Below are 21,071 nucleotides of genomic sequence, written 5' to 3'. Positions count from 1 at the left end.
GGCAGGATACCTGCTTGATCTTGAGGCTCCATACGCCATATATGAACAGGGGTAATACGCGTGCTGCGTTTTTTTGATGTGTTTTTTTCATTGGCTGGATTGGTATTTGGGCTCCCCGTGCTGTTGATCATTTATGTCATTGGCCTTTTCGACACCGGCTCCCCGCTGTTTCTGCAGGAGCGAGTTGGGCGCAACAAAAGGCCCTTTGTTTTGGTCAAATTTCGCACAATGAAGGTTGATACCGCTTCGGTGGCCAGCCACTTGGCATCTGCATCTTCGATTACCAGGCTGGGTAATTTCCTGCGTAAAACCAAGCTGGATGAGTTGCCTCAACTGTGGAATGTGCTGAAAGGGGAAATGAGCCTGGTAGGGCCTCGTCCCAACCTGTTCAACCAGGAGGAGCTTATTGCTGAGCGCGATGCCTTGGGTGTGTATTCGGTGCGTCCGGGCATTACTGGCCTGGCCCAGGTGAACGAGATTGATATGTCTACGCCGAAGCTGTTGGCTGAGACCGACGCACGCATGATCAGGGAAATGTCCATCTCCCGTTATTTCAGCTATATCCTGCAAACAGTTACCGGTAAGGGTTCTGGTGACAGGGTCAAGCACTAGGGAGTGTTTATGCTAAGGGATCGATTGCTAGGCCTGCGTCGCCGTCACAAGCGTTTGCTGCAGGTTGTGGCCGACGTGGTGCTGACCTGGCTGGCACTATGGCTTGCCTTTGTGGTGCGTTTGGGCACGGATGATCTGGTGCATCCGCTGGGTGTGCATCTGTGGCTGTTTGTCATTGCACCTGTGTTGTCTGTTCCGCTCTTTGTGCGCATGGGTATGTACCGTGCCGTGCTGCGCTATATGGGCAACGATGCTTTGCTTGTCATCTTCAAGGCAGTCAGTCTGTCGGCCTTGTTACTGGCATTGGCCATTTACTGGTACCGCGATGCGCCAGAACCTGTTCCCCGTTCGCTGGTGATCAATTACTGGTGGTTGAGCCTTCTGTTGCTCGGCGGCTTGCGTCTGCTGATGCGCCAGTATTTTCAGAGTGACTGGTATAGCCTGGGGCAGTTGGCCTTGTCGCGCCCGGTGACGGGCAATGGCTTACCCAAGGTGGCTGTTTATGGTGCCGGAGCAGCAGGCAACCAGCTGGTGACGGCCTTGCGAATGGGTAAGCAGATGCATCCTGTTGCCTTTATTGATGATGACGATGGCATCATCAACCGGGTGATTGCTGGTATCAAGGTCTACAAACCGTCGCGCTTGCAGCAGATGATTGCCGAAAGCGGTGCCGAGGAGATTCTGCTGGCGATGCCGTCAGTGACCCGTGCACGGCGCCGTGAGATTCTGGATTATCTGGAGCAGTTTCCGATTCCGGTGCGAACTGTGCCGGGCTTTATGGATCTGGCCAGTGGCAAGGTGAAGGTGGATGACCTGCAGGAAGTGGATATTGCCGACCTGCTGGGGCGTGATGCGGTACCGCCACGACAGGATCTGTTTGAGCAGTGCATTGCCGGGCAGGTAGTGATGGTGACCGGTGCCGGCGGCTCGATCGGTTCTGAGCTGTGCCGGCAGATCATCGGACAAAAGCCGACCACCCTGATTTTGTTCGAACATAGCGAGTTCAATCTGTACGCGATCCATGACGAGTTGCAGGCGCGTATAGGCCGGGAGTCGTTGCCGCTAACGCTGTTGCCGATCCTTGGTTCGATTCGCAATCCGGTGCGCTTGCAGCAGGTCATGGACGCTTGGCAGGTGCAGACGCTTTACCATGCCGCCGCCTACAAGCATGTGCCTCTGGTTGAGCACAATATTGCCGAGGGGGTGCTGAACAATGTGCTGGGCACCCTGAACACCGCTCAGGCCGCAATCCGTGCCGGCGTACGCAATTTTGTGCTGATCTCTACCGACAAGGCGGTGCGCCCGACCAATGTCATGGGCAGCACCAAGCGCCTGGCCGAGATGGTGTTGCAGGCGCTGAGCCACGAAGCCGTACCGGTTCTGCTGGATGAGAGCAGTGGCGTGCAGCAGGTCAAGCGTACCCGTTTCACCATGGTGCGCTTTGGTAATGTGCTGGGCTCATCTGGTTCGGTCATTCCCCGTTTCCGGGAACAGATCCGTCAGGGTGGGCCGGTGACTGTGACCCACCCGAAGATTACCCGCTATTTCATGACCATCCCTGAGGCGGCGCAACTGGTGATCCAGGCCGGCGCCATGGGACAGGGCGGCGATGTGTTTGTGTTGGATATGGGCCCGCCGGTGAAGATTCTTGATCTGGCCGAGAAGATGATTCACCTCACGGGCCTGTCGGTACGTGATGAGCAGCATCCAAGCGGTGATATCGCCATCGAGTTTAGCGGCCTGCGCCCTGGTGAAAAGCTCTACGAAGAGCTGCTGATTGGTGACAACGTAGCCGAAACCGAACATCCGATGATCATGCGCGCCAGTGAGGACTTCCTGCCCTGGGATGAGCTGAAAGATGGCATTGGCCGTTTGCACGCAGCACTGGAACAGGAAGACCTTGCCCGCGTCCGCCAGTTATTGCGCGAGCTGGTTGAGGGCTATCAGCCGGAGGGCGAGATTGTGGACTGGGTGTATTTGCATAGGCGGCGGGAACAGTGAACTGTCTTAGCCAGGCGTGCGCGACTGGCGCAAGCGTGTAGAATTGCCCCACTGAATTTCTGTTGATAGAGGCACCACTGTGGCACTGACCATTCTCGGACTTTCCGGCGCTTTGAGCCATGACCCTTCCGCTGCCCTGTATATCGACGGCAAACTGATTGCCGCGGTGGAGGAAGAGCGCTTTGTGCGCGACAAGCATGCGAAAAACCGCATGCCCTACGAGTCGGCGAAGTTCTGTCTGGAGCAGGCGGGCATAACGCCTGCGGATGTCGATATCGTTGCCATTCCCTTTGCCCCGATCAGTATTTTTGGCCCGGCGCGCTGGAAGTATGCCAAGCGCTACTGGTATGCCCCGGATCGTGCGCTGGATGCCATTCTGATGGGCAATCGGCGCTTCAACCGCTACAAGAAGCGTATCGAATGGTGCCTGCAACAGCTTGGTTTTGACCTGAAGAAGGTCAGGCTGGAGCCGGTTGAGCACCACCTGGCGCATGCCTCCAGTGCCTACCATTGCTCGGGTTTCCAGGAAAAGACGGCGATCCTTGGCATTGACGGCAAGGGCGAGTACGCCACCACCTTCTTTGGTTACGGCGAGAACGGCAAGATCCACAAGATCAAGGAGTTCTTTGATCCGGATTCGCTGGGTGGGCTGTATGGTGCGCTGACCGAGTACCTGGGCTTCGAGATGCTCGATGGTGAGTTCAAGGTGATGGGCATGGCACCCTATGGCGATGCCGCCAAATACGACTTTTCGCGGTTGGCCAGGTTCGAGAATGGTGAACTGATCATCAACACCGACTACGCCAACGTAATCGGTTTCCGCCGCTACAAGGAGAAGGGCAAGGGCTATTACTTCTCGCCCAAGCTGATCGAGTGGCTGGGGCCCAAGCGTGAGGGGGATATTGCCGACGATCCCTATATCCACTATGCCGCCAGCATGCAGGCGTTGTTCGAGAAGCTGGCGCTGCAGATGATGGAGCACTACCTCGGCGACATCCTGCGTGAAACCGGACGCATCGCCTTTGCCGGTGGTTGTGCGCTGAACGTCAAGCTGAACCAGCGCATTATCGCCCGCCCCGAGGTCAAGGAGCTGTTCGTGCAGCCGGCAGCCGGTGACGCCGGCACGGCGGTGGGTGCGGCGGCCTATGTGTCGGTGCAGAACGGTGTGCCGGTGGAGAAGATGGAGCATGTCTATTTGGGCCCGGAGTACAGCAACGAGGATGTGATTGCCGCCTGTGCCCGTCACCCGAACAAGCCGCCGTTCAAGCAGTTGGATAATGTGCCCGAGTACATTGCCGAGGTGCTCGCCGAGGGTAATCCGGTGGCCTGGTTCCAGGGCCGTATGGAGTTTGGCCCGCGCGCGCTGGGTGGCCGCTCGATCATTGGTTGCCCAAGTTCAAAGGGTGTGGCTGACCGGATCAACGAGCAGATCAAGTTCCGTGAGCGCTGGCGGCCATTCTGCCCGTCGATGCTCGATACGGTAGCGCCGCAGATGCTCAGCGTGGATCATCCGTCGCCTTTTATGACCTTTACCTTTGAGGTCAACGACGAGTGGAAGACCCGTGTGCCGGAGGTGGTGCACGAGGACGGCACGGCGCGTGCCCAGGTGCTCAAGCGTGACTACAACCCGCGCTACTACGACCTGATGAAGGAACTGGAGCGGCTGACCGGCAATGGTGTGGTGCTGAATACCTCGCTGAACCGCCGTGGTGAGCCGATGGTTTGCTCACCCACTGATGCGCTGAACATGTTCTATGGCTCGGATCTGCAGTATTTGATTATGCAGGATGTGCTGGTGGTGAAAGAGGGTGCACGATGAGCGAGCCGACAGCGCCCGTGCTGTTGAGCATCGTTATTCCTGCCTATAACTATGCGCAGACCTTGCCGCGTACGGTTGAGTCGGTAATGCCGCAACTGGCCGATGATTGTGAGCTGATCATTATTGATGATGGCTCCACAGACAGCACACCGCAGGTTATTGCTGATCTGCTGGAACGTTATCCCCAGCGTATTCGTACAGAGCGCAAGGCCAATGGTGGCCTTGCATCGGTACGTAATCGGGGTATCGAACTGGCGCTGGGTAGCTGGCTGACTTTTCTGGATGCTGACGACGAAATGGCCGAGGGTGCCATTACCCGTATTCGCAGCCATCTGGCTGCCAATCCGCAGACGTGCTTTGTTGCTGGTGGGCATATTTCTGTCAGCGCCTCTGGCAAGCGCAGTGCACACACACCGGGCTTGATGCCTGCGGAGCCTTTGGCACGAGTAAGGGCATATCTTCTCGATAAAACCTTGTCGTTGTCCAATGGCGCCTGTGTGATGCACCGGGATGTTTTCCAGCGCGGCAACTATCCGGAAGCTTTTCGCAGTGCCGAGGATATTCCGGTATTTGCCCAGGTGCTTGCCAACCACCCCTGCTCGGTGATTGACGAGCCATTGGCGCTGATTCACAAGCACGACGACAGCTTGCGCCACCAGTTTGTCCATGCCAAGGCTGGTGGGGTGAAACTGGTGGACGAGGTGTTTTCTGAAAAACGCTTGCCGACAGAGTGTCAGGTGCTGCGTAAGCCGTTTTTTGTGCAGCGCTGCCTGTCATTGTTTCGCAGTGCCTGGCTGGCCGGCGAAGCCGATCTGGCCAAGGACTGGTTTCGTCAGGCGGTCAAGGCTGATTGGCGGGTGATTTTCCGGGGGGCGTACAGTCGCAAGGCGTTGCGGTTGTGGTTGCGTGGCGGTGTGAGTGTCACCAAATGACAGCTAACAGTCGCAAGCGGGTGTTACAGATTCAGTTGCGCTATAACGTGAATGCGTCTGACCTGGCAGAGCAGATCATTGCAGGCTTGCCTTCGGATCAGTACGAGGTAACGACCTTGTTCTTGCGCGGTAGGCCTGATCCGTCTGAACCGATTAGCGCTGCTGCGCATTCGGTGTATTTTGATTGCTCACCCTCGGACCTGAAAGGCTTCAAACGCTGGGCTGTAGTGCGGCGGTTGTTTCTGTTCTGTCAGCAGCAAGGTTTTGATGCAGTAATTGCTCACCGCTTTAAGCCGATCAGTATGATGATGTGGATCAGCCGATTCCTGCACGGCACGGTGTTTATTGGTGTTGAGCATGGTATAGGTGACTATGACCGGTTGATGCGGCGCGTTGAGGCGCGTGCATTGATTTCCAATCGCTGGCGCATGGTTGGCGTATCACGTGCTGTAAAGACTTACCTTATAGATCGCGTTGCAGCCTTTACGTCGAACAATACACTGGCAATCAATAATGCTATTGATATTCAGCGTGCCCGGTGTTTGATGCTGGCAGCAGATGCTGCTCGTGAGACTCTTGGACTTCCAAAATCCGGAAAGATTATTGGGTGCATTGGTAGGCTGGTTCCTGTCAAGGGGCATGCGCTGCTGATTGAGGCTTTTTCACGTATTTCAGGTCGTTATCCGGATGCGTTGATAGCTGTGATTGGTGAGGGGCGTTCAAGGGAGGATCTTGAGACTTTGATAGCCCGATATGGATTGCAGCAACAGGTAATCCTGTTGGGGGCTCGTAATGATGCGCTCCAATATGTTCGAGCTTTTGATATTTTTGCCATGCCGTCTTATAGCGAAGGCTTGCCACTTGCCTTGCTGGAAGGGCTTGCTGGTGAGCGCCCGGTGGTTGGTTCGGATATACCTAGCATGCTGCCTATTTTGCAAGATTGTGGCGGCAGTGTGTTTCGCTCTGCTGATGCTGAAGATCTGGCCAGACAATTGGATGCCTTGTTGGCACTTGACCCGGCTTCGTTAGCTAATAAAGGTGCTTTGGGGTTTGAGTATCTTTGTAAAAATCATTCGATAGATGAATTTAGAAATAGTTATCGTGATCTTCTGGATGATTTGTTAGGTAATTTAAGTGGCTGTTGATATTTGGTGATCAATGTCTTTTTTTGTGATGAATTGGCGTAATGTGAATAAAATAGAATATTATTTCACTTTGGCATTAATTGCTTTTGTTCTTTCTTTCGTTTTTTTGCCAAGCTCGAAAGCAGTTAATAATTTCTATTACGTATTTTTGGGTCTGCCTGCACTATGGATGTTTTTTTGTGGGCGTTTTCACCTGGAAAGGCATACGCCATTATTATGGCTTTGGGTTGCATTCATGCTTTGGATGCTATTGGCTGCCATACAGGTACAGACGCTCCAATATCTAAAGCACTGGCTGTATGTGGCGGTTTTTTGCGGACTTATAGTTTTGTTGGTTGACTACAGAGTGCTTCGTCAATATCGCCTATGTTTTGCAATATTCCTGATTTTCCTTCTTTATATTTTGATGACTACGGCGTATTACTGGTATACAGGATCTCATCCTGTGGGACGTCGTGTGGGTGATTTGCCTATGCGAATGTCTGGTCCTACCTATGCAAGTATTGTTCTTTCAGCTTTCTTTGCATTGGGCGCTTGGGTTTTGCTCTCCCGGAATAATTGGTTTGCTTTTGTTCTTTGCAGTTCATTGGTGGTTTTTTGTACTGCCTATGTGTTGCAAAGCAGGGCGGGAGTGCTTGGTGCATTTTTGGTGATTGGTGCAGGGTGCTTTTACTCTCTTTGGTTCGCTGAAAACTGGCGTTACAGAATGCTGGTTTTATTGACCATGGTAATAGGTGCTTCAGGTCTGTTTTGGATGTTTGGCAATCAGCCTGTTTTTCAGCTACTCGTTGCGCGTGCTGATTCTGGGCGTTTTGAGTTGTGGCAAGCGCATTATGAAACATTTCTTGAATGCCGAACATGGCTGGGGTGTGCACCAGATTACTTTGCGGATATAGCGATATTTGGCGGGAGGGTAATTATTGAACACCCGCACAATATTATTTTCTCGGTGCTTTTGTACCATGGCTGGGTGGGTTTTCTGGGTTTCTTGACGATATTGGCTTTGACTTTTTTTGCTGCCTGGCAGCAGAGAAATGCCTGGGGTTGTTTTCTGTTGGTGAGTTTGTTGATGTTGATGTTTGAAGGCAGCCGCTTGGTTAACCAGCCCAGCGAATTATGGCTGCTTATATTTTTGCCTTGTATGCTGATCCTTGCCGAGCAGGTCAGGGGTGGCAGCGAAAAAGTGTGATGTGTTTTGGATTGGCAGAGGCGTTACAGTAGGCCTCTGCTAGTTCTTGGCAGGTGGTTTCTGCCCAGTCTTCTGTGTATCTCAACAAGTGCTGAAGATTTCTTGAGCGTTTGTTGTGCGACAGCCTCCTTCTGTTGAATCGCATATCCGCGATATCAATCAGCCCCAGCGTTCCCTCTGGCGTCATTACTATGTTGCCAAGGTGCAGCGACCTGAAGTACACCCCCCGATCATGCAGTTTGGCAATGAATGCTCCCAGTGCTGGCAGCAACGCATGCCATTGCTCCGGGTTACGTTTGCGTAAGTCGCGCAGAGTTTCACCTGGCAACGGGTGATAGTGGACGAGATTGCGCGGCGGGGTTTTCAGCTTCCAGGTGGCGATGACGCTGGGGCAGGAGATGCCCAGTGCCTGGAGTTTTTCTGCATTACGTGCAAAGCGTTTGGCTTGCGGGTATAGCCGCTGGCTAGTTAGCAGGCGCTTGATGCGAAACAGCTTGACGATGCTGCCATCAGCCAGCGCCAGCACCTTGAGCCCATGACCATCCTGCTCCAGTACCCGGGCAGTTTTCAGCCATTGCTGGTAGGTGCTGTCGTCCAGATATCTCATCAATGCCGGGTAGCCTGTGCCGCCGATGGTTTGGGCGGGTAGTTTAATGGAATTTGGTTGGTTGTCGACGGGTGGTGCTGACAGAGTCCCGGGTGTACGGTTGGAACCCGGCAGCCCTTTGGGCTGCTTTGCCGACTGAAGTCGGCGGTCCCAGAACCCCAACACCGGCAGCCCTTTGGGCTGCTTTGCCGACTGAAGTCGGCGGTCCCAGAGCCCCAACCCGGCGGTCTCGGGAAAGCTGACCCTTGGTCCCGGGGTTGTTGCGGTTTCTGTGACCTGCTTCTCTGGTGCTTTGTGTGGTGCCGGGTAGACTGGCGGTTTTGCAAGGGAGTGCGGTTATGGACTATCCGTATGTGCAGCACCATGGGGCGGTGCAGGGGGTTACCGGGTCTTGTCATCAGCTGTGGCTGAGCCCACAGCACAGTCTGTTGATCGATTGTGGCCTGTTTCAGGGGGCTGAGGTATCGGGGCAGGGCGCGGGGGCCAATAACCTGCCTATCGAGTTTTCGCTGGATACCGTGCAGGCGTTGGTCGCGACCCATGTGCATATCGATCACATTGGCCGGTTGCCCTGGTTGATGGCTGCCGGGTTCCGCCAGCCGGTCTATTGCACCCATGCGTCGGCGCGTTTGTTGCCGCTGGTGCTGGAAGATGCCTTTATGGTCGGGGTGCAGCGCGATGCCGAGCTGGCGCGGCGTTATGTGGCGCTGGTTGCGCCGCTGCTGCGTGGCCATGCCTACCGTGAGTGGGTCACGCTGATCGACACGGCGCAGCTGGTGTGTCGACTGCGCTTCCAGCGGGCCGGGCATATTCTTGGCTCGGCCTGGGTCGAGCTGGATGTGCATTACCCGCTGCAGCAACGCCGCCGCCGGGTGGTGTTTTCCGGTGATCTGGGCGCGCCGCATGCTCCCTTGCTGGCTCCGCCGCACATTGGCTGGCAGGCGGACGTGGTGGTGCTGGAAAGCACCTACGGTGACCGTTTGCACGAGGATCGCCGCCAGCGCAGGCAGCGTCTGCAGGCGGTGCTGGAGCATGCGCTGGCCGATGGCGGTACGGTGATCATTCCGGCCTTCAGTATTGGCCGTACCCAGGAGCTGCTTTACGAGCTGGAGGATATTATCTGGCGCGCTTCCGCCACTGGCGACAGCAGCTGGCAGCAGTTGCCGGTGATTCTGGATTCGCCCCTGGCCAGCCAGTTCACCCGGGTCTACCGCGAGCTGGATGAATACTGGGATGCCGAGGCGCTGAAGCGTTTACGTGACGGGCGTCGTCCGCTGGATTTTGCCAATCTGCTGACGGTGGACAGTCACGCGCAGCATCAGAGCATGGTCAACCGTTTGGCCCATACCCGCCAGCCGGCCGTGGTGATTGCGGCCAGCGGTATGTGTGCTGGTGGCCGGGTGATGAATTACCTCAAGGCGATGCTCGGCGATCCCCGCCATGATGTGGTGTTTGTCGGCTATCAGGCCGAGGGCACGCCGGGCCGGCAGATCCAGAAATTCGGGCCGCGTGGTGGCTGGGTGGAGCTGGATGGCGAGCGTGTTGATATCCGTGCCGGTATTCACGTGCTGGGTGGCTATTCGGCACATGCGGACCAGAAGGGGCTGGTGCGCTTTGTGACCGGTATGCGCCATTGGCCGCAGCAGGTGCGTCTGGTGCATGGTGATCCTTCGGCCAAGCAGGCCCTTGCCGAGGCCTTGCAGGCCGAGGCGCTGCGTCGTGGGAGGGGGCTGGAGGTGGTCATTCCGTAAACTGCACAGGTATCATGTGCCTCTTTGCCACCCCGGCTACAGTGCCGGGGTGTTGCTTTATCCACTACTGGGACTTGCCCTTCAATGACCTCGCTTACCTGCTTCAAGGCTTACGATATCCGTGGCCAGCTCGGCACCCAACTGAACGCAGACATTGCCTACCGCATTGCACGCGCCTTTGCCCGTTTTCTCAAGCCTCGCCGTATTGTGCTGGGCGGCGATGTGCGCGAAACCTCGCCGCTGCTGAAGGCGGCTCTGGCCAATGGTCTGCGTGACGAGGGTGTGGATGTGCTGGATATCGGCATGGTCGGCACCGAGGAGGTCTACTTCGCTACCTTTCATTTGGGTGTGGATGGCGGCATTGAGGTGACAGCCTCGCATAATCCGATCGATTACAACGGTTTCAAGCTGGTGCGCGAGGGCTCGCGGCCGATTTCTGCCGATACCGGGCTGGCGCAGATCCGCGAAATGGCCGAGCAGATGCAGTTTGATCTGGTTGACGGGCGTGACCCGCAGGTGCCGGATGCACAACGCGGCGCCTTGCAGCAGGTGGATGTGCGCGAGGCCTTTGTTGAGCATCTGCTGGGCTATATCGATCCGGCGCAGTTCAATCGTCCACTGAAGTTGCTGGTGAATGCCGGTAATGGTGCCGCTGGCCCGGCGCTGGATGCCATCGAGGCGGCCTTTGTGCGTCTGGGCCTGCCGGTTGAGTTTGTGAAAATCTGCCATGAGCCTGACGGCAGCTTCCCTAACGGTATTCCCAATCCGATTCTGACGGAGAACCGTGGCATGACCCGCGATGCGGTGCTGGCCCACGACGCGGATATGGGAATTGCCTGGGACGGCGACTTCGACCGCTGCTTCCTGTTTGATGAGCAGGGCCGGTTTATCGAGGGCTATTACATCGTCGGGCTGCTGGGTGAGGCGTTTTTGCAGAAGGAGCGCGGTGCGCGCATCATCCATGACCCGCGTCTGGTGTGGAACACCGAGGAGCAGGTGCGCGCGGCCGGTGGTGTGCCGGTGCAGACCAAGGCCGGGCATGCCTTTATCAAGGAGCGCATGCGCAAGGAGGATGCGGTGTATGGTGGCGAGATGAGCGCACACCATTACTTCCGCGATTTTGCCTATTGCGACAGCGGTATGATCCCCTGGTTGCTGGTGGCCGAGCTGATCTGCCGCAAGGGTCAGCCGCTGTCGGCGCTGGTGGATGCGCGGATTACTGCTTTTCCCTCCTCCGGCGAGATCAACCTGACAGTGCAGGATGCTCCGGCGGTGTTGCAGGCAATCGAGCAGCGCTATGCCCCTGCTGCTCTGGATGTTGACCATACCGATGGGGTCAGCGTGGCCTTTGCTGACTGGCGCTTCAATCTGCGCGCTTCGAATACCGAGCCGGTGATTCGCCTGAATGTTGAAAGCCGCGGCGACCGGGTGTTGATGCAGGCGAAAACCGAAGAGTTGCTGGCGGCTATTGCGGCGTTGGCGTGAATTGTTTGTGGTAGGGAGTCTGTGATGCACAAGGTAACCAAGGCGGTATTGCCGGTGGCGGGTCTGGGAACGCGGTTCTTGCCGGCCAGCAAGGCGATTCCAAAGGAAATGGTGACTGTGGTTGATCGCCCGGTGATCCAGTATGTGGTCGAGGAGGCGCTGGCTGCCGGCCTGAACGAGATTGTGCTGGTCACCCATGCCAGCAAGCGTGCGATTGAGGACCACTTTGATACCCATCCGGAGCTGGAGGCCGAGTTACAACGCCGGGGTAAAAATGCCTTGCTGGAGGTGTTGCGCAGCATTGCGCCGCCGCAGCTGAAAATTTCTGCCGTGCGCCAGGGGCGTCCGCTGGGGCTGGGCCATGCGGTGGCTTGCGCACGCACTGTGGTGGGTAATGAACCCTTTGCTGTGCTGTTGCCGGATGTGCTGGTGGCTCATGCCGCCGAAACCGATCTGGCGCGCATGACTCGCCGGTTTGCCGAAACCGGTGCCGCGCAGATTCTGGTTGAGCCGGTGCCGCAGGCGCAGGTGCAGCAATACGGTGTGGTGGATGTGCGGGGTGTGGTGTTGCAGGCAGGCGACAGTGCGCCCATGCATGCGGTGGTGGAAAAGCCGGCACCCGAGCAGGCGCCGTCGAATCTGGCGGTGGTCGGTCGCTATGTGTTGCCGGCACGGATTTTTGAACTGCTTGATCAGACTGCGCCGGGCGCCGGTGGCGAGATTCAGTTGACCGATGCGATTGCTGCGCTGATGCGTGAGCAATCAGTGGAGGCGCTGCATATAGCCAGGCGCTCCTATGATTGCGGTAACCAGCTGGGTTATCTGGAGGCGACGCTGGCCTACGGGCTGGCCCACCCGACGCTGGGTGAAGCCTTTGCCGGTCAGGTTCGCGCACATGCAGCCGGTTTGTGACGCTGTGATGGTGCAGGGAGTGGCACATGTTTATTGATGTTTATGGCGATACCTTGTGCGCCCGGGTGGCGGCGGCCTGCCTGGCTTCTACCGGGCATCAGGTGCTGGCGCATGTGGCGCAGCCGCAATCCCCCGAAAGCTATGCTTCCGAGCCGGGGCTTGCGCAAATGCTGCAATCGCAGCAACGCGCTGGCCGGCTGCAGTGGTGCGAGCTTGGTCAGTCTCCAACAGCTTCGGCAGCTATCTGGTTGGCGTTGGCGCCGGGTGATGTATTGCAAGCCGAGGCTATCTTGCGTGACCTGCCTGGCAGTGACGGGCGCTGGCTGGTGGTCAACCAGTCGAACTTTCCGGTGGGTACCAGTGAGTCGCTGGCAGGTCTGTTGAATGGTGCAGGCGAGTTGGTGTGTTTGCCGGATTTGCTGGTGGAAGGGTCGGCGCTGAACAGTTTTCAGTGCCCGGACCAGTGGTTGCTGGGCAGCGACAGCGAGCAGGCGCAAGCGTTGGTCAGAGAGCTGTTGCGGCCCTTTAACCGCTTGCGTGATGTGATACAGCCAATGAGCCTGCGTGAGGCGGAATTCACCAAGCTGGCGATTGTCGGCATGCTGGCTACCCGGCTCAGCTATATGAATGATATGGCCAACCTGGCAGACACGCTGGGTGTGGATATTGAGCAGGTGCGCCGGGGCATGGGCGCGGACCCCAGAATTGGTGAGGCCTATCTGTATCCCGGTTGCGGATTTGGTGGGCAGGCTTTTTCCCGTGATGTGATGCGTTTGGCGGATACGGTCAAGGATCAGGGGTTGGGCGGACAGTTGTTGCAGCAGGTGCTGCACATCAACGAACTGCAGAAAGAGTTGTTGTTTCGCAAGTTGTGGCGGCACTACGGCACACGCTTGCAGGGGCGTCGCGTGGCTATCTGGGGCGCAGCTTTCAAGCCGGGCACCGAGCGGATCGACAATGCGCCGGTTCTACGCCTGCTTGATGCGTTGTGGGCGCAGGGCGTTCAGGTACATGTGCATGATCCGCAGGCATTGCCAACCCTGGCTAAATGGGCTGGCCCGCGTGACGATCTGGTTTTGCATGATGCCCCCTATGCGGCGGCAGAACAGGCCGATGCCTTGTTGCTGCTGACCGAGTGGAAACAGTACTGGAGCCCGGACTTCTTGCGGTTGCACCAAATCATGCGCAGCCCCTTGCTGCTGGATGGCCGCAACATATGGAATCCGCAGTTTGTGCGCCAGCAGGGCTTTGAGTATTACGGAGTTGGACGTGACTGATAACAGGCAGGAGGTGGTTGAGGCGTGGGCTGCGTTGCGCGCTCAGTGCGACGTTGAACGTGAATTGCATCTGGCCGGGCGTTTTGCTGCAGATGCGCAGCGTTTCGCGACTTTGCACCGGCGGCTGGGCCCCATGCTGTTTGATTTCTCCCGTCAGCGGGTGTCAGCAGAGGTTTTGCAGCACCTGTTCAGCCTGGCAGATGCCTGTGATTTGCGTGGCTGGATGCAGCGCTTGTTTGCGGGTGAAGCCATCAACCATACCGAGCAGCGGGCCGCCATGCATTGGGCGTTGCGACTCCCGGCAGGCAGTGGTTTGAAGGTAGAGGGTGAGGCGGTCGGACAGCGGGTTGATCACCAGTTGGCGCGAATGCAGGTGCTGGTTGAGCGCTTGCATGCCGGCCAGTGGCGTGGTGTGACTGGTGATGTCATTACCGATGTGGTGAATATCGGTGTCGGTGGCTCGGATCTGGGGCCGCTGATGGTCTGCGAAGCCTTGCCGGACTTTGTTGCAACCACCGAGCAGCCTTTACGGGTGCACTTTGCTTCGACCATGGATGGCAGTCAGCTGGCGCAGTTGTTGCGCAGCCTGAGCCCGCAGCGCACGCTCTTTGTGATTTCCTCAAAATCCTTTTCTACCATCGATACCCTGAGCAATGCCGCGACAGCGCGCAGCTGGCTGGAAAGCCGCCTGGGTGTGTCTGAGGGATTACTGGCCTGTCACTTTGTGGGTGTGTCGGCGGCCGCCGGGCGGATGAGCGAGTGGGGGATTGCCCCTGAGAACCAGCTGCAAATCTGGGATTGGGTAGGTGGGCGTTATTCTCTGTGGTCAGCAATCGGTTTTCCGATTGCGGTCAGTCTGGGGATGGAGGGGTTTCGTCAGTTGCTGGCGGGAGCCCACGCGATGGATCAGCATTTTCGTGAAGCTTCCTGGTCTGACAATCTGCCGGTGCTGATGGCTTTGCTTGGCATATGGAATGTCAATGTACAGGACATCAACGCGCTGGCAGTGCTGCCCTATGATGGCCGCCTGAAGCAATTGCCGTTGTATCTGGAACAGCTGGAAATGGAATCCAATGGCAAGCGGGTGCGCCGTGACGGCTCGCCGGTAGCCGGCAAGACCTGTCCGATCGTCTGGGGTGATGTTGGCCCGAATGCGCAGCATGCCTTTTACCAGTTACTGCATCAGGGTACCGAGGCGGTGGCCTGCGATTTCATCCTGCCGGTGCGCCGCTATCGTGAGGGCACCCATGCGGCGACCGCCGCAGAACTGCAATCCCAGCATCAGTTGGCACAGGCCAATTGTCTTGCCCATGCGCGTCTTCTGGCGCTGGGTGATGATGCACTGCCTGGTGCAGGTGAGTTGCCGTCATTCAAGCGCTATAAAGGCAACCAGCCCAGCTCGATCCTGATGCTGGATGAGTTGACGCCCTATGCGTTGGGGATGCTGATTGCCCTGTATGAGCACAAGGTGTTCGTGCAGTCGGTGATCTGGGATATCAATCCATTCGACCAGTGGGGCGTGGAAATGGGCAAGCGTATCGCCGTGGATACGCTGGCTATGCTGCGTGGCGAACAGCCGGTAGTAACCGACTCGTCGACGGCCGGATTGCTGGCGCATATTGTTCGTCGTTCTGCAGTTACAGGGGCTGTGGGGGAGCAGGAGTGACCTTGCGGCGTGCGCTCTTTCTGGGCTGCCTGTCGATGTTTCTGTACGGGATGTTCCGGCCTGCTGGTCCGCCCGGAAGCCTGGCGCCCTGGGACAAGGAGCTGCATTTCCTGGCTTTTGCGGCGCTGACCTTTACCGGGCGGCTGGCCTACCCGCGGGTGCGCTGGTTCTTTTTCTGGCCGCTGATGCTGGCTTTGGCGCCCTTCAGTGAATGGTTGCAGGACCGGCTGCACCGGACACGGGTGTTTGATACCGGCGATATCATTGCCAACCTGCTTGGGGTGTTTGCGGGTGCTGTTTTGCTGACGGCCTGGTGGCTCCTGCTAAGGCGCGTTCGACGCGCAAGTGCGCGTGGGAGCGAAGAGTGAGCTCCACGATAGTCCCAGCGTTTAACCCCGGCAGCCAGTTCGTGCGCTGACCCCGGCAGCCCTTCGGGCTGCTTTGCCGACTGAAGTCGGCGGTCCCAAAAGGCCAACCCGTTGATCGGGCGTTGAGCGGGCAGACTGCGCGGCCCCTGGGACCGCCGAATTCATTCGGCCAGCACGGCGTAGCCGTGCGCCGGGGTTGTTGGTGGTGTTATTTGATCAGGCGCAGGGTGAAGGGGACGCGGAACGGGTTGCCTTTGGAGGCGGCTACCGCACCCATGATGCAGAAGATCAGGTGACAGATCCCGATCACCGGAATCAGGAAGACGCCAATCACGATAAAGCTCAGCATGAAGGCTGCCAGATACGCCAGAATGGCGGTAATCGACCAGTTCAGCGCTTCCATTGACTGCGCTTTTATATAGGCGTCATCTGCTTTCACCAGATAAAAAATCAATCCGGGGATAAAACCGAAGAACAGGGTGCCAATCCACAGCAGCAGTGCCAGGTTTTTCGAGTCCTGGGTGATTTCAGCAGATTTCTGTTGCTCCATCTCTGTCATTGTTATTCTCCTGAATATGCATTGGTAGTTGATGGCAGGTGCGGGTGGGGGCGAGCATGCCTGTCATCAGCGAGGCTGCAAGCAGCAACCGCCAGCATGATGCAATGTTTCGGGTGCTTTGCCAAGGAACCCCGGCAGCCCAAAGTTCAACCCCGGCAGCCCTTCGGGCTGCTTTGCCGACTGAAGTCGGCGGTCCCAAAGTTCAACCCCGGCAGCCCTGCGGGCTGCTGTGCCGAATGAATTCGGCGGTCCCAGAAAAACACACCCCGGCAGCCCTGCGGGCTGCTTTGCCGACTGAAGTCGGCGGTCCCAAAAGGCCAACCCGTTGATCGGGCGTTGAGCGGGCAGACTGTGCGGTCCCTGGGACCGCCGACTTTAGTCGGCCAGCACGGCGTAGCCGTGCGCCGGGGGTAGGTTACAGCGCCCTGCGCCTGAAGGTCAGGTGCCTGTAGCAAGCCGGGCCCAGTCCGGGCGGATCTGGCTGCAAACAATAAAATCAGGATTCAGCAGGCTGTCAGGGTTGCGGTTGCAACGTAACGGTTGCAAGTCGGGCCAGCTCAGAACCAATCCGCCGGCGGCTTCGACTACGGCTTGTGCTGCTGCGGTGTCCCATTCCGAGGTGGGACCGAGGCGCGGGTAGAGGTCGGCCTTGCCTTCGGCGACCATGCACAGCTTCAGCGAGCTGCCGATACTCAGCAGTTGAGCATTACCCAGCTGGTCGACAAAGCCCTGTAGCGCCGGGGTGGCATGCGAGCGGCTGCCGACCACTCGCCAGGCGCGGTCTGTGGGTGGTGCTTCTACTTGCAGGCGCGTGCGTCGGCCTTCACCGTCCAGACGCCAGGCGCCCAGGTCACGCGCGCCGAACCAGCTGGTATCCAGCGCCGGGGCGTGCACGACGCCAAGCACCGGTAAGCCGTTGTCGATCAGGGCGATGTTGACGGTGAATTCGTCGTTGCGCTTGATGAATTCGCGGGTGCCGTCCAGCGGGTCGACCAGCCAGTAGCGCTGCCAGTCCATGCGTTCCGGGCCGACCTGTTCTGCAGACTCCTCTGACAGTACCGGTATCTGCGGGGTCAGGCGGGTCAGTTCGGCCAGTATGTGGTGATGCGCGGCCATGTCGGCTTCGGTCACCGGGCTTTGGTCGTTCTTCTGGTTGACCCGGAAGTCCTGTCGATACACGCGCAGTATGAGTTCGCCGGCCTCGCGGGCGATACGCAACAGGGCGTCAAGTTCTGGCATGCGGAGGCTCCTTGCGGCAAATGGCGTTGAATTTACAGGGCCTGTGGTAGACTCACAAACCCTTTTGCAGTGTGACTGTTCCATGGCCGATCAACAGCCCGAAAGCTTCGCCCGCTCCAGTGTGCGTATCTATTTGCGCCTGCTGGGTTACGTCAAACCCTACTGGGTGGCGTTTGCCATCAGTATTTTCGGGTTCATGATCTTTGCTTCGAGCCAGCCGGCCATGGCGGCGATGCTCAAGTACTTTGTTGACGGCCTGACTGCGGGTGACAGTGCCCAGTTTATGGGCGTTTCCCTGCTGTGGGGCTTCCCGCTGTTCATTATTGCCGTGGCCTTTTACCAGGGTGTTGGTTCCTATCTGGGTAACTACTTCCTGGCCAAGGTTTCTCTTGGCGTGGTGCATGATCTACGCACCGGGCTGTTCAACAATCTGTTGACTCTGCCCAATCGCTACCTGGACAACCATAACTCCGGTCATCTGGTGTCGCGTATTACCTTCAACACCACCATGGTCACGGGTGCAGCTACCGATGCCATCAAGGTGGTATTCCGTGAAGGCATGACGGTGATTTTCCTGTTCATTTATCTGCTGTGGATGAACTGGAAGCTGACGCTTGTGCTGATTGCCATCCTGCCGGTGATTGGTTTGATGGTAAGTAGTGCCAGCAAGAAGTTTCGCAGCCAGAGCAAGAAAATCCAGCATGCCATGGGTGATGTGACGCATGTCTGTTCAGAGACCATTACCGGCTATCGGGTGGTGCGCAGCTTTGGTGGCGAGGACTATGAGCGCGAGCGGTTTTTCAAGGCCAGCGCCGAGAACCGTTACCGCGCGTTGAAAATGACACGGACCGGTGCTGTGTTCACCCCGACCCTGCAGTTGGTGACCTTCAGTGCGATGGCCGTGGTGATGTTCCTTGTGCTGTTTTTGCGTGGGGATGCGACTGCTGGTGATCTGGTGGCCTACATTACCGCTGCCGGTATGTTGCCCAAGCCGATCCGCCAGTTATCCGAAGTCAGTGCCAATATCCAGAAGGGGATTGCTGCCGCCGAAAGCATCTTTGAGCAGCTGGATGAGGCGCCGGAAGTGGACGGCGGGACTGTCGAGCGCGAGCGGGTGCAGGGGCGTATCGAGGTCCGCAATCTGAGTTTCAGTTATCCCGGTACCGACAAACAGGTGCTGGAGGATATCAATTTCACGGTCGAGCCGGGGCAGATGGTGGCGCTGGTAGGACGTTCCGGCAGTGGCAAGTCGACCCTCGCCAGCCTGATCCCGCGTTTCTACCATCATGAGCAGGGCAAGATCCTGATCGATGGTGTGGATGTTGAAGAGTATCGCCTGCGCAACCTGCGCCGGCATATTGCGCTGGTAACCCAGCAGGTGACGCTGTTCAACGACAGTATTGCGCGCAATATTGCCTATGGGGATCTGGCCGAGGCGCCGCGCGAGGCGATCGAGTCAGCCGCAGAGGCAGCCTATGCCAAGGAGTTTATCGACCGCCTTCCGAAAGGCTTTGACACCATGGTGGGTGAAAACGGTGTGTTGCTTTCGGGTGGCCAGCGCCAGCGTCTGGCGATTGCCCGGGCGCTGCTCAAGGATGCGCCGGTGCTGATTCTGGATGAGGCTACCTCTGCACTGGATACCGAGTCGGAACGGCATATCCAGGCGGCGCTGGATCGGGTGATGCAGGGGCGCACGACGGTGGTGATTGCCCATCGCCTGTCGACCATCGAGAAGGCCGACGTGATCATGGTGATGGATCAGGGCCGTATTGTGGAGCAGGGCAGCCACCGCGAATTGCTGGCGCGCAATGGTCACTACGCGCGTCTGCACAGTATGCAGTTCCAGGATGAGAATGCTCCGGCCTGAGCCGGGGCCAACCAGTTTTCGGGGTACCCAGTAATGAAGTTGAACATGCCGCGTTTTGATGCTGCGCCGGTGCTGGTGGTGGGTGATGTGATGCTGGATCGTTATTGGCATGGCCCGACCCGGCGAATTTCGCCAGAGGCGCCGGTGCCGGTGGTCAAGGTCGAGCAGATCGAGGATCGCCCCGGCGGGGCTGGCAACGTGGCGTTGAATATTGCGGCGCTGGGTGCGCCGGCCTGGCTGGTCGGGGTGACCGGGCGCGATGAGGCGGCCGAGAGTCTGCGTCAGCGTCTTGAGGCGGCCGGGGTGTTCTGTGCCTTCCAGCAGCAGGAGGGCGTGCCGACCATTACCAAGCTGCGGGTGATGAGCCGTCACCAGCAATTGCTGCGTATGGACTTCGAAGAACCCTTTATCACTGATGGCGAGGCGCTGGCCGCCGACGTGGCGGGCTTGCTGGAACGGGTGCGGGTGATGATCCTGTCCGATTATGGCAAGGGGGCGCTGGTTAACCATCAGCAACTGATCGCCCTGGCTCGTGAGCGTGGCGTGCCGGTACTGGCGGATCCCAAGGGCGCTGATTTTTCCATCTACCGAGGTGCCAGTCTGATTACCCCGAATCTGGCCGAGTTTGAGGCGGTAGTGGGGCATTGTGCGAGCGAGCAGGAGCTGGTCGAGAAGGGGCTGGCATTGATTGCCGAGCTGGATCTGGGTGCGCTGTTGGTTACCCGTAGCGAGCATGGCATGACCCTGTTGCGCCGCAACGAAGCGCCTCTGCATCTGCCGGCGCGGGCCCGTGAGGTGTTTGATGTGACCGGTGCCGGCGATACGGTGATCTCTACGTTGGCGACTGCACTGGCGGCTGGTGAGGATTATCCGCAGGCGGTGGCGCTGGCCAATCTGGCTGCTGGCATTGTGGTTGGCAAGCTGGGCACCGCCACTGTGAGTGCGCCTGAACTGCGCCGTGTGGTGCAGCGCGATCAGGGCAGTGAGCGCGGGGTGCTGAGTGTTGAGCAATTGCAGCAGGCGGTCGAGGATGCCCGTGCGCACGGTGAGCGCATCGTCTTCACCAATGGCTGTTTCGACATTATCCATGCCGGGCATGTTGGCTATCTGGAGGAGGCGCGCAGCCTCGGTGATCGCTTGATTGTGGCGATCAACGATGATGCTTCGGTCACGCGGCTGAAGGGTCCTGGCCGGCCGATCAACAGTGTGGACCGGCGCATGACGGTGCTGGCCGGACTGGGGGCGGTGGATTGGGTAGTCAGTTTTGCCGAGGATACGCCTGAGTCGCTGCTGGAAAAGATCCGCCCGGATGTGCTGGTCAAGGGTGGTGACTACAGCGTTGATCAGGTGGTAGGCGCACCCATCGTCAGGGCGCATGGCGGCGAGGTGGCAGTACTCAACTTTGTCGAAAGCTGCTCGACTACCGCCATTGTCGAACAAATCCGCAACCGCGACTGACCCACCCCCAGGCCTCCTCGGCTCCGCTCTTCTAAGACCGCCGAAGCAGCCTTTCTGGGACCGCCGACTTCAGTCGGCAAAGCAGCCCGCAGGGCTGCCGGGGTTAGCGCCCGGACTGGCTGCCGAAAACCCAACCCCAGCGCACGGCTATGCCGTGCTGGCCGAATGAATTCGGCGGTCCCAG

17 protein-coding genes are annotated in these 21,071 nt (G+C 58.1%); 14 read left to right on the top strand and 3 right to left on the bottom strand.

Annotated features, from left to right (window positions below; all coding sequences use genetic code 11):
- The first annotated feature begins 60 nt into the window (after positions 1–60).
- The 6 genes from BMZ23_RS11165 (at position 61) to BMZ23_RS14845 (ending at position 7,698) form a co-directional block, all read left to right on the top strand.
- Entirely contained in the window at positions 61–612 is a 552-nt protein-coding gene (locus BMZ23_RS11165; RefSeq protein ID WP_093477020.1) for a sugar transferase, read from the top strand.
- A 9-nt stretch (positions 613–621) separates the two neighbouring features.
- Complete coding sequence (locus BMZ23_RS11160; protein ID WP_093477017.1) at positions 622–2,613, top strand: polysaccharide biosynthesis protein; 1,992 nt, start codon at positions 622–624, stop codon at positions 2,611–2,613.
- Between the two features lie 79 nt (positions 2,614–2,692).
- The gene (locus tag BMZ23_RS11155; RefSeq protein ID WP_093477013.1) at positions 2,693–4,432 is read left to right on the top strand and encodes a carbamoyltransferase family protein; all 1,740 of its coding nucleotides are present in this window, start codon (positions 2,693–2,695) and stop codon (positions 4,430–4,432) included.
- Positions 4,429–5,364 (top strand): glycosyltransferase family 2 protein, encoded by a 936-nt coding sequence (locus BMZ23_RS11150; protein ID WP_093477010.1) that lies wholly within the window; start codon positions 4,429–4,431, stop codon positions 5,362–5,364. Before BMZ23_RS11155 ends, BMZ23_RS11150 begins: the two co-directional genes overlap by 4 nt.
- On the top strand, positions 5,361–6,509 hold the full coding sequence (locus BMZ23_RS11145; protein WP_093477006.1) for a glycosyltransferase: 1,149 nt from the start codon (positions 5,361–5,363) through the stop codon (positions 6,507–6,509). Before BMZ23_RS11150 ends, BMZ23_RS11145 begins: the two co-directional genes overlap by 4 nt.
- Before the next feature lie 43 nt (positions 6,510–6,552).
- Positions 6,553–7,698: an O-antigen ligase family protein gene (locus BMZ23_RS14845; RefSeq protein WP_177197273.1), complete on the top strand. Its 1,146-nt coding sequence runs from the start codon at positions 6,553–6,555 to the stop codon at positions 7,696–7,698.
- On the opposite strand, the gene BMZ23_RS11135 is transcribed toward BMZ23_RS14845, so the two are convergent.
- Complete coding sequence (locus tag BMZ23_RS11135; protein ID WP_245748197.1) at positions 7,673–8,524, bottom strand: lipopolysaccharide kinase InaA family protein; 852 nt, start codon at positions 8,522–8,524, stop codon at positions 7,673–7,675. The two genes, BMZ23_RS14845 and BMZ23_RS11135, sit on opposite strands and share 26 nt — an antisense overlap.
- A gap of 119 nt (positions 8,525–8,643) precedes the next feature.
- Here BMZ23_RS11135 and BMZ23_RS11130 point away from each other — a divergent pair, with 119 nt between their 5' ends.
- The 6 genes from BMZ23_RS11130 (at position 8,644) to BMZ23_RS11105 (ending at position 15,764) form a co-directional block, all read left to right on the top strand.
- Positions 8,644–10,056 carry an MBL fold metallo-hydrolase RNA specificity domain-containing protein gene (locus BMZ23_RS11130; RefSeq protein ID WP_093476993.1) on the top strand — a complete coding sequence of 471 codons (1,413 nt, stop codon included), beginning with the start codon at positions 8,644–8,646 and terminating at the stop codon, positions 10,054–10,056.
- 84 nt (positions 10,057–10,140) lie between these two features.
- Positions 10,141–11,541 carry a phosphohexomutase domain-containing protein gene (locus tag BMZ23_RS11125; protein WP_093476990.1) on the top strand — a complete coding sequence of 467 codons (1,401 nt, stop codon included), beginning with the start codon at positions 10,141–10,143 and terminating at the stop codon, positions 11,539–11,541.
- 24 nt (positions 11,542–11,565) lie between these two features.
- A complete protein-coding gene (gene galU / locus BMZ23_RS11120) occupies positions 11,566–12,453 on the top strand; it encodes a UTP--glucose-1-phosphate uridylyltransferase GalU (protein ID WP_093476987.1) in 888 nt (295 codons plus the stop codon).
- A gap of 26 nt (positions 12,454–12,479) precedes the next feature.
- The gene (locus tag BMZ23_RS11115; protein WP_093476983.1) at positions 12,480–13,730 is read left to right on the top strand and encodes a nucleotide sugar dehydrogenase; all 1,251 of its coding nucleotides are present in this window, start codon (positions 12,480–12,482) and stop codon (positions 13,728–13,730) included.
- Positions 13,723–15,396, top strand: a complete 1,674-nt coding sequence (pgi, locus tag BMZ23_RS11110) for a glucose-6-phosphate isomerase (protein WP_245748195.1) — start codon at positions 13,723–13,725, stop codon at positions 15,394–15,396. The genes BMZ23_RS11115 and pgi overlap by 8 nt, the downstream gene beginning before the upstream one ends.
- 2 nt (positions 15,397–15,398) lie before the next feature.
- Entirely contained in the window at positions 15,399–15,764 is a 366-nt protein-coding gene (locus tag BMZ23_RS11105; protein WP_093476975.1) for a VanZ family protein, read from the top strand.
- Positions 15,765–15,972: 208 nt separating this feature from the next.
- On the opposite strand, the gene BMZ23_RS11100 is transcribed toward BMZ23_RS11105, so the two are convergent.
- Positions 15,973–16,323, bottom strand: coding sequence for a DUF4870 domain-containing protein (locus BMZ23_RS11100; protein ID WP_218143596.1), 351 nt, complete (start codon positions 16,321–16,323; stop codon positions 15,973–15,975).
- A 438-nt stretch (positions 16,324–16,761) separates the two neighbouring features.
- Positions 16,762–17,562, bottom strand: coding sequence for a 3'(2'),5'-bisphosphate nucleotidase CysQ (gene cysQ / locus BMZ23_RS11095; protein WP_093476972.1), 801 nt, complete (start codon positions 17,560–17,562; stop codon positions 16,762–16,764).
- A gap of 82 nt (positions 17,563–17,644) precedes the next feature.
- Here cysQ and msbA point away from each other — a divergent pair, with 82 nt between their 5' ends.
- Together msbA and hldE are read left to right on the top strand one after the other, a co-directional pair.
- On the top strand, positions 17,645–19,429 hold the full coding sequence (gene msbA / locus BMZ23_RS11090; RefSeq protein ID WP_093476968.1) for a lipid A export permease/ATP-binding protein MsbA: 1,785 nt from the start codon (positions 17,645–17,647) through the stop codon (positions 19,427–19,429).
- Positions 19,430–19,462: 33 nt separating this feature from the next.
- Positions 19,463–20,887 carry a bifunctional D-glycero-beta-D-manno-heptose-7-phosphate kinase/D-glycero-beta-D-manno-heptose 1-phosphate adenylyltransferase HldE gene (hldE, locus tag BMZ23_RS11085; RefSeq protein WP_093476964.1) on the top strand — a complete coding sequence of 475 codons (1,425 nt, stop codon included), beginning with the start codon at positions 19,463–19,465 and terminating at the stop codon, positions 20,885–20,887.
- Positions 20,888–21,071: the final 184 nt, after the last annotated feature.

It is taken from the genome of Halopseudomonas yangmingensis (assembly GCF_900114825.1).
In the GTDB taxonomy this organism is placed as follows: Bacteria; Pseudomonadota; Gammaproteobacteria; order Pseudomonadales; family Pseudomonadaceae; genus Halopseudomonas; species Halopseudomonas yangmingensis.
The sequence above is the reverse complement of the archived record's forward strand: the minus strand, read 5'-3'. Positions and strand labels throughout refer to the sequence as shown.

Excerpts from the sequence above, each read along its gene's own strand:
- BMZ23_RS11160 (WP_093477017.1), top strand. The coding sequence starts at position 622 with ATGCTAAGGGATCGATTGCTAGGCCTGCGTCGCCGTCACAAGCGTTTG.
- BMZ23_RS11150 (WP_093477010.1), top strand. The coding sequence starts at position 4,429 with ATGAGCGAGCCGACAGCGCCCGTGCTGTTGAGCATCGTTATTCCTGCC.
- BMZ23_RS11145 (WP_093477006.1), top strand. The coding sequence starts at position 5,361 with ATGACAGCTAACAGTCGCAAGCGGGTGTTACAGATTCAGTTGCGCTAT.
- BMZ23_RS11130 (WP_093476993.1), top strand. The coding sequence starts at position 8,644 with ATGGACTATCCGTATGTGCAGCACCATGGGGCGGTGCAGGGGGTTACC.
- BMZ23_RS11125 (WP_093476990.1), top strand. The coding sequence starts at position 10,141 with ATGACCTCGCTTACCTGCTTCAAGGCTTACGATATCCGTGGCCAGCTC.
- galU (WP_093476987.1), top strand. The coding sequence starts at position 11,566 with ATGCACAAGGTAACCAAGGCGGTATTGCCGGTGGCGGGTCTGGGAACG.
- BMZ23_RS11115 (WP_093476983.1), top strand. The coding sequence starts at position 12,480 with ATGTTTATTGATGTTTATGGCGATACCTTGTGCGCCCGGGTGGCGGCG.
- BMZ23_RS11100 (WP_218143596.1), bottom strand. The coding sequence starts at position 16,323 with ATGACAGAGATGGAGCAACAGAAATCTGCTGAAATCACCCAGGACTCG.
- cysQ (WP_093476972.1), bottom strand. The coding sequence starts at position 17,562 with ATGCCAGAACTTGACGCCCTGTTGCGTATCGCCCGCGAGGCCGGCGAA.
- msbA (WP_093476968.1), top strand. The coding sequence starts at position 17,645 with ATGGCCGATCAACAGCCCGAAAGCTTCGCCCGCTCCAGTGTGCGTATC.
- hldE (WP_093476964.1), top strand. The coding sequence starts at position 19,463 with ATGAAGTTGAACATGCCGCGTTTTGATGCTGCGCCGGTGCTGGTGGTG.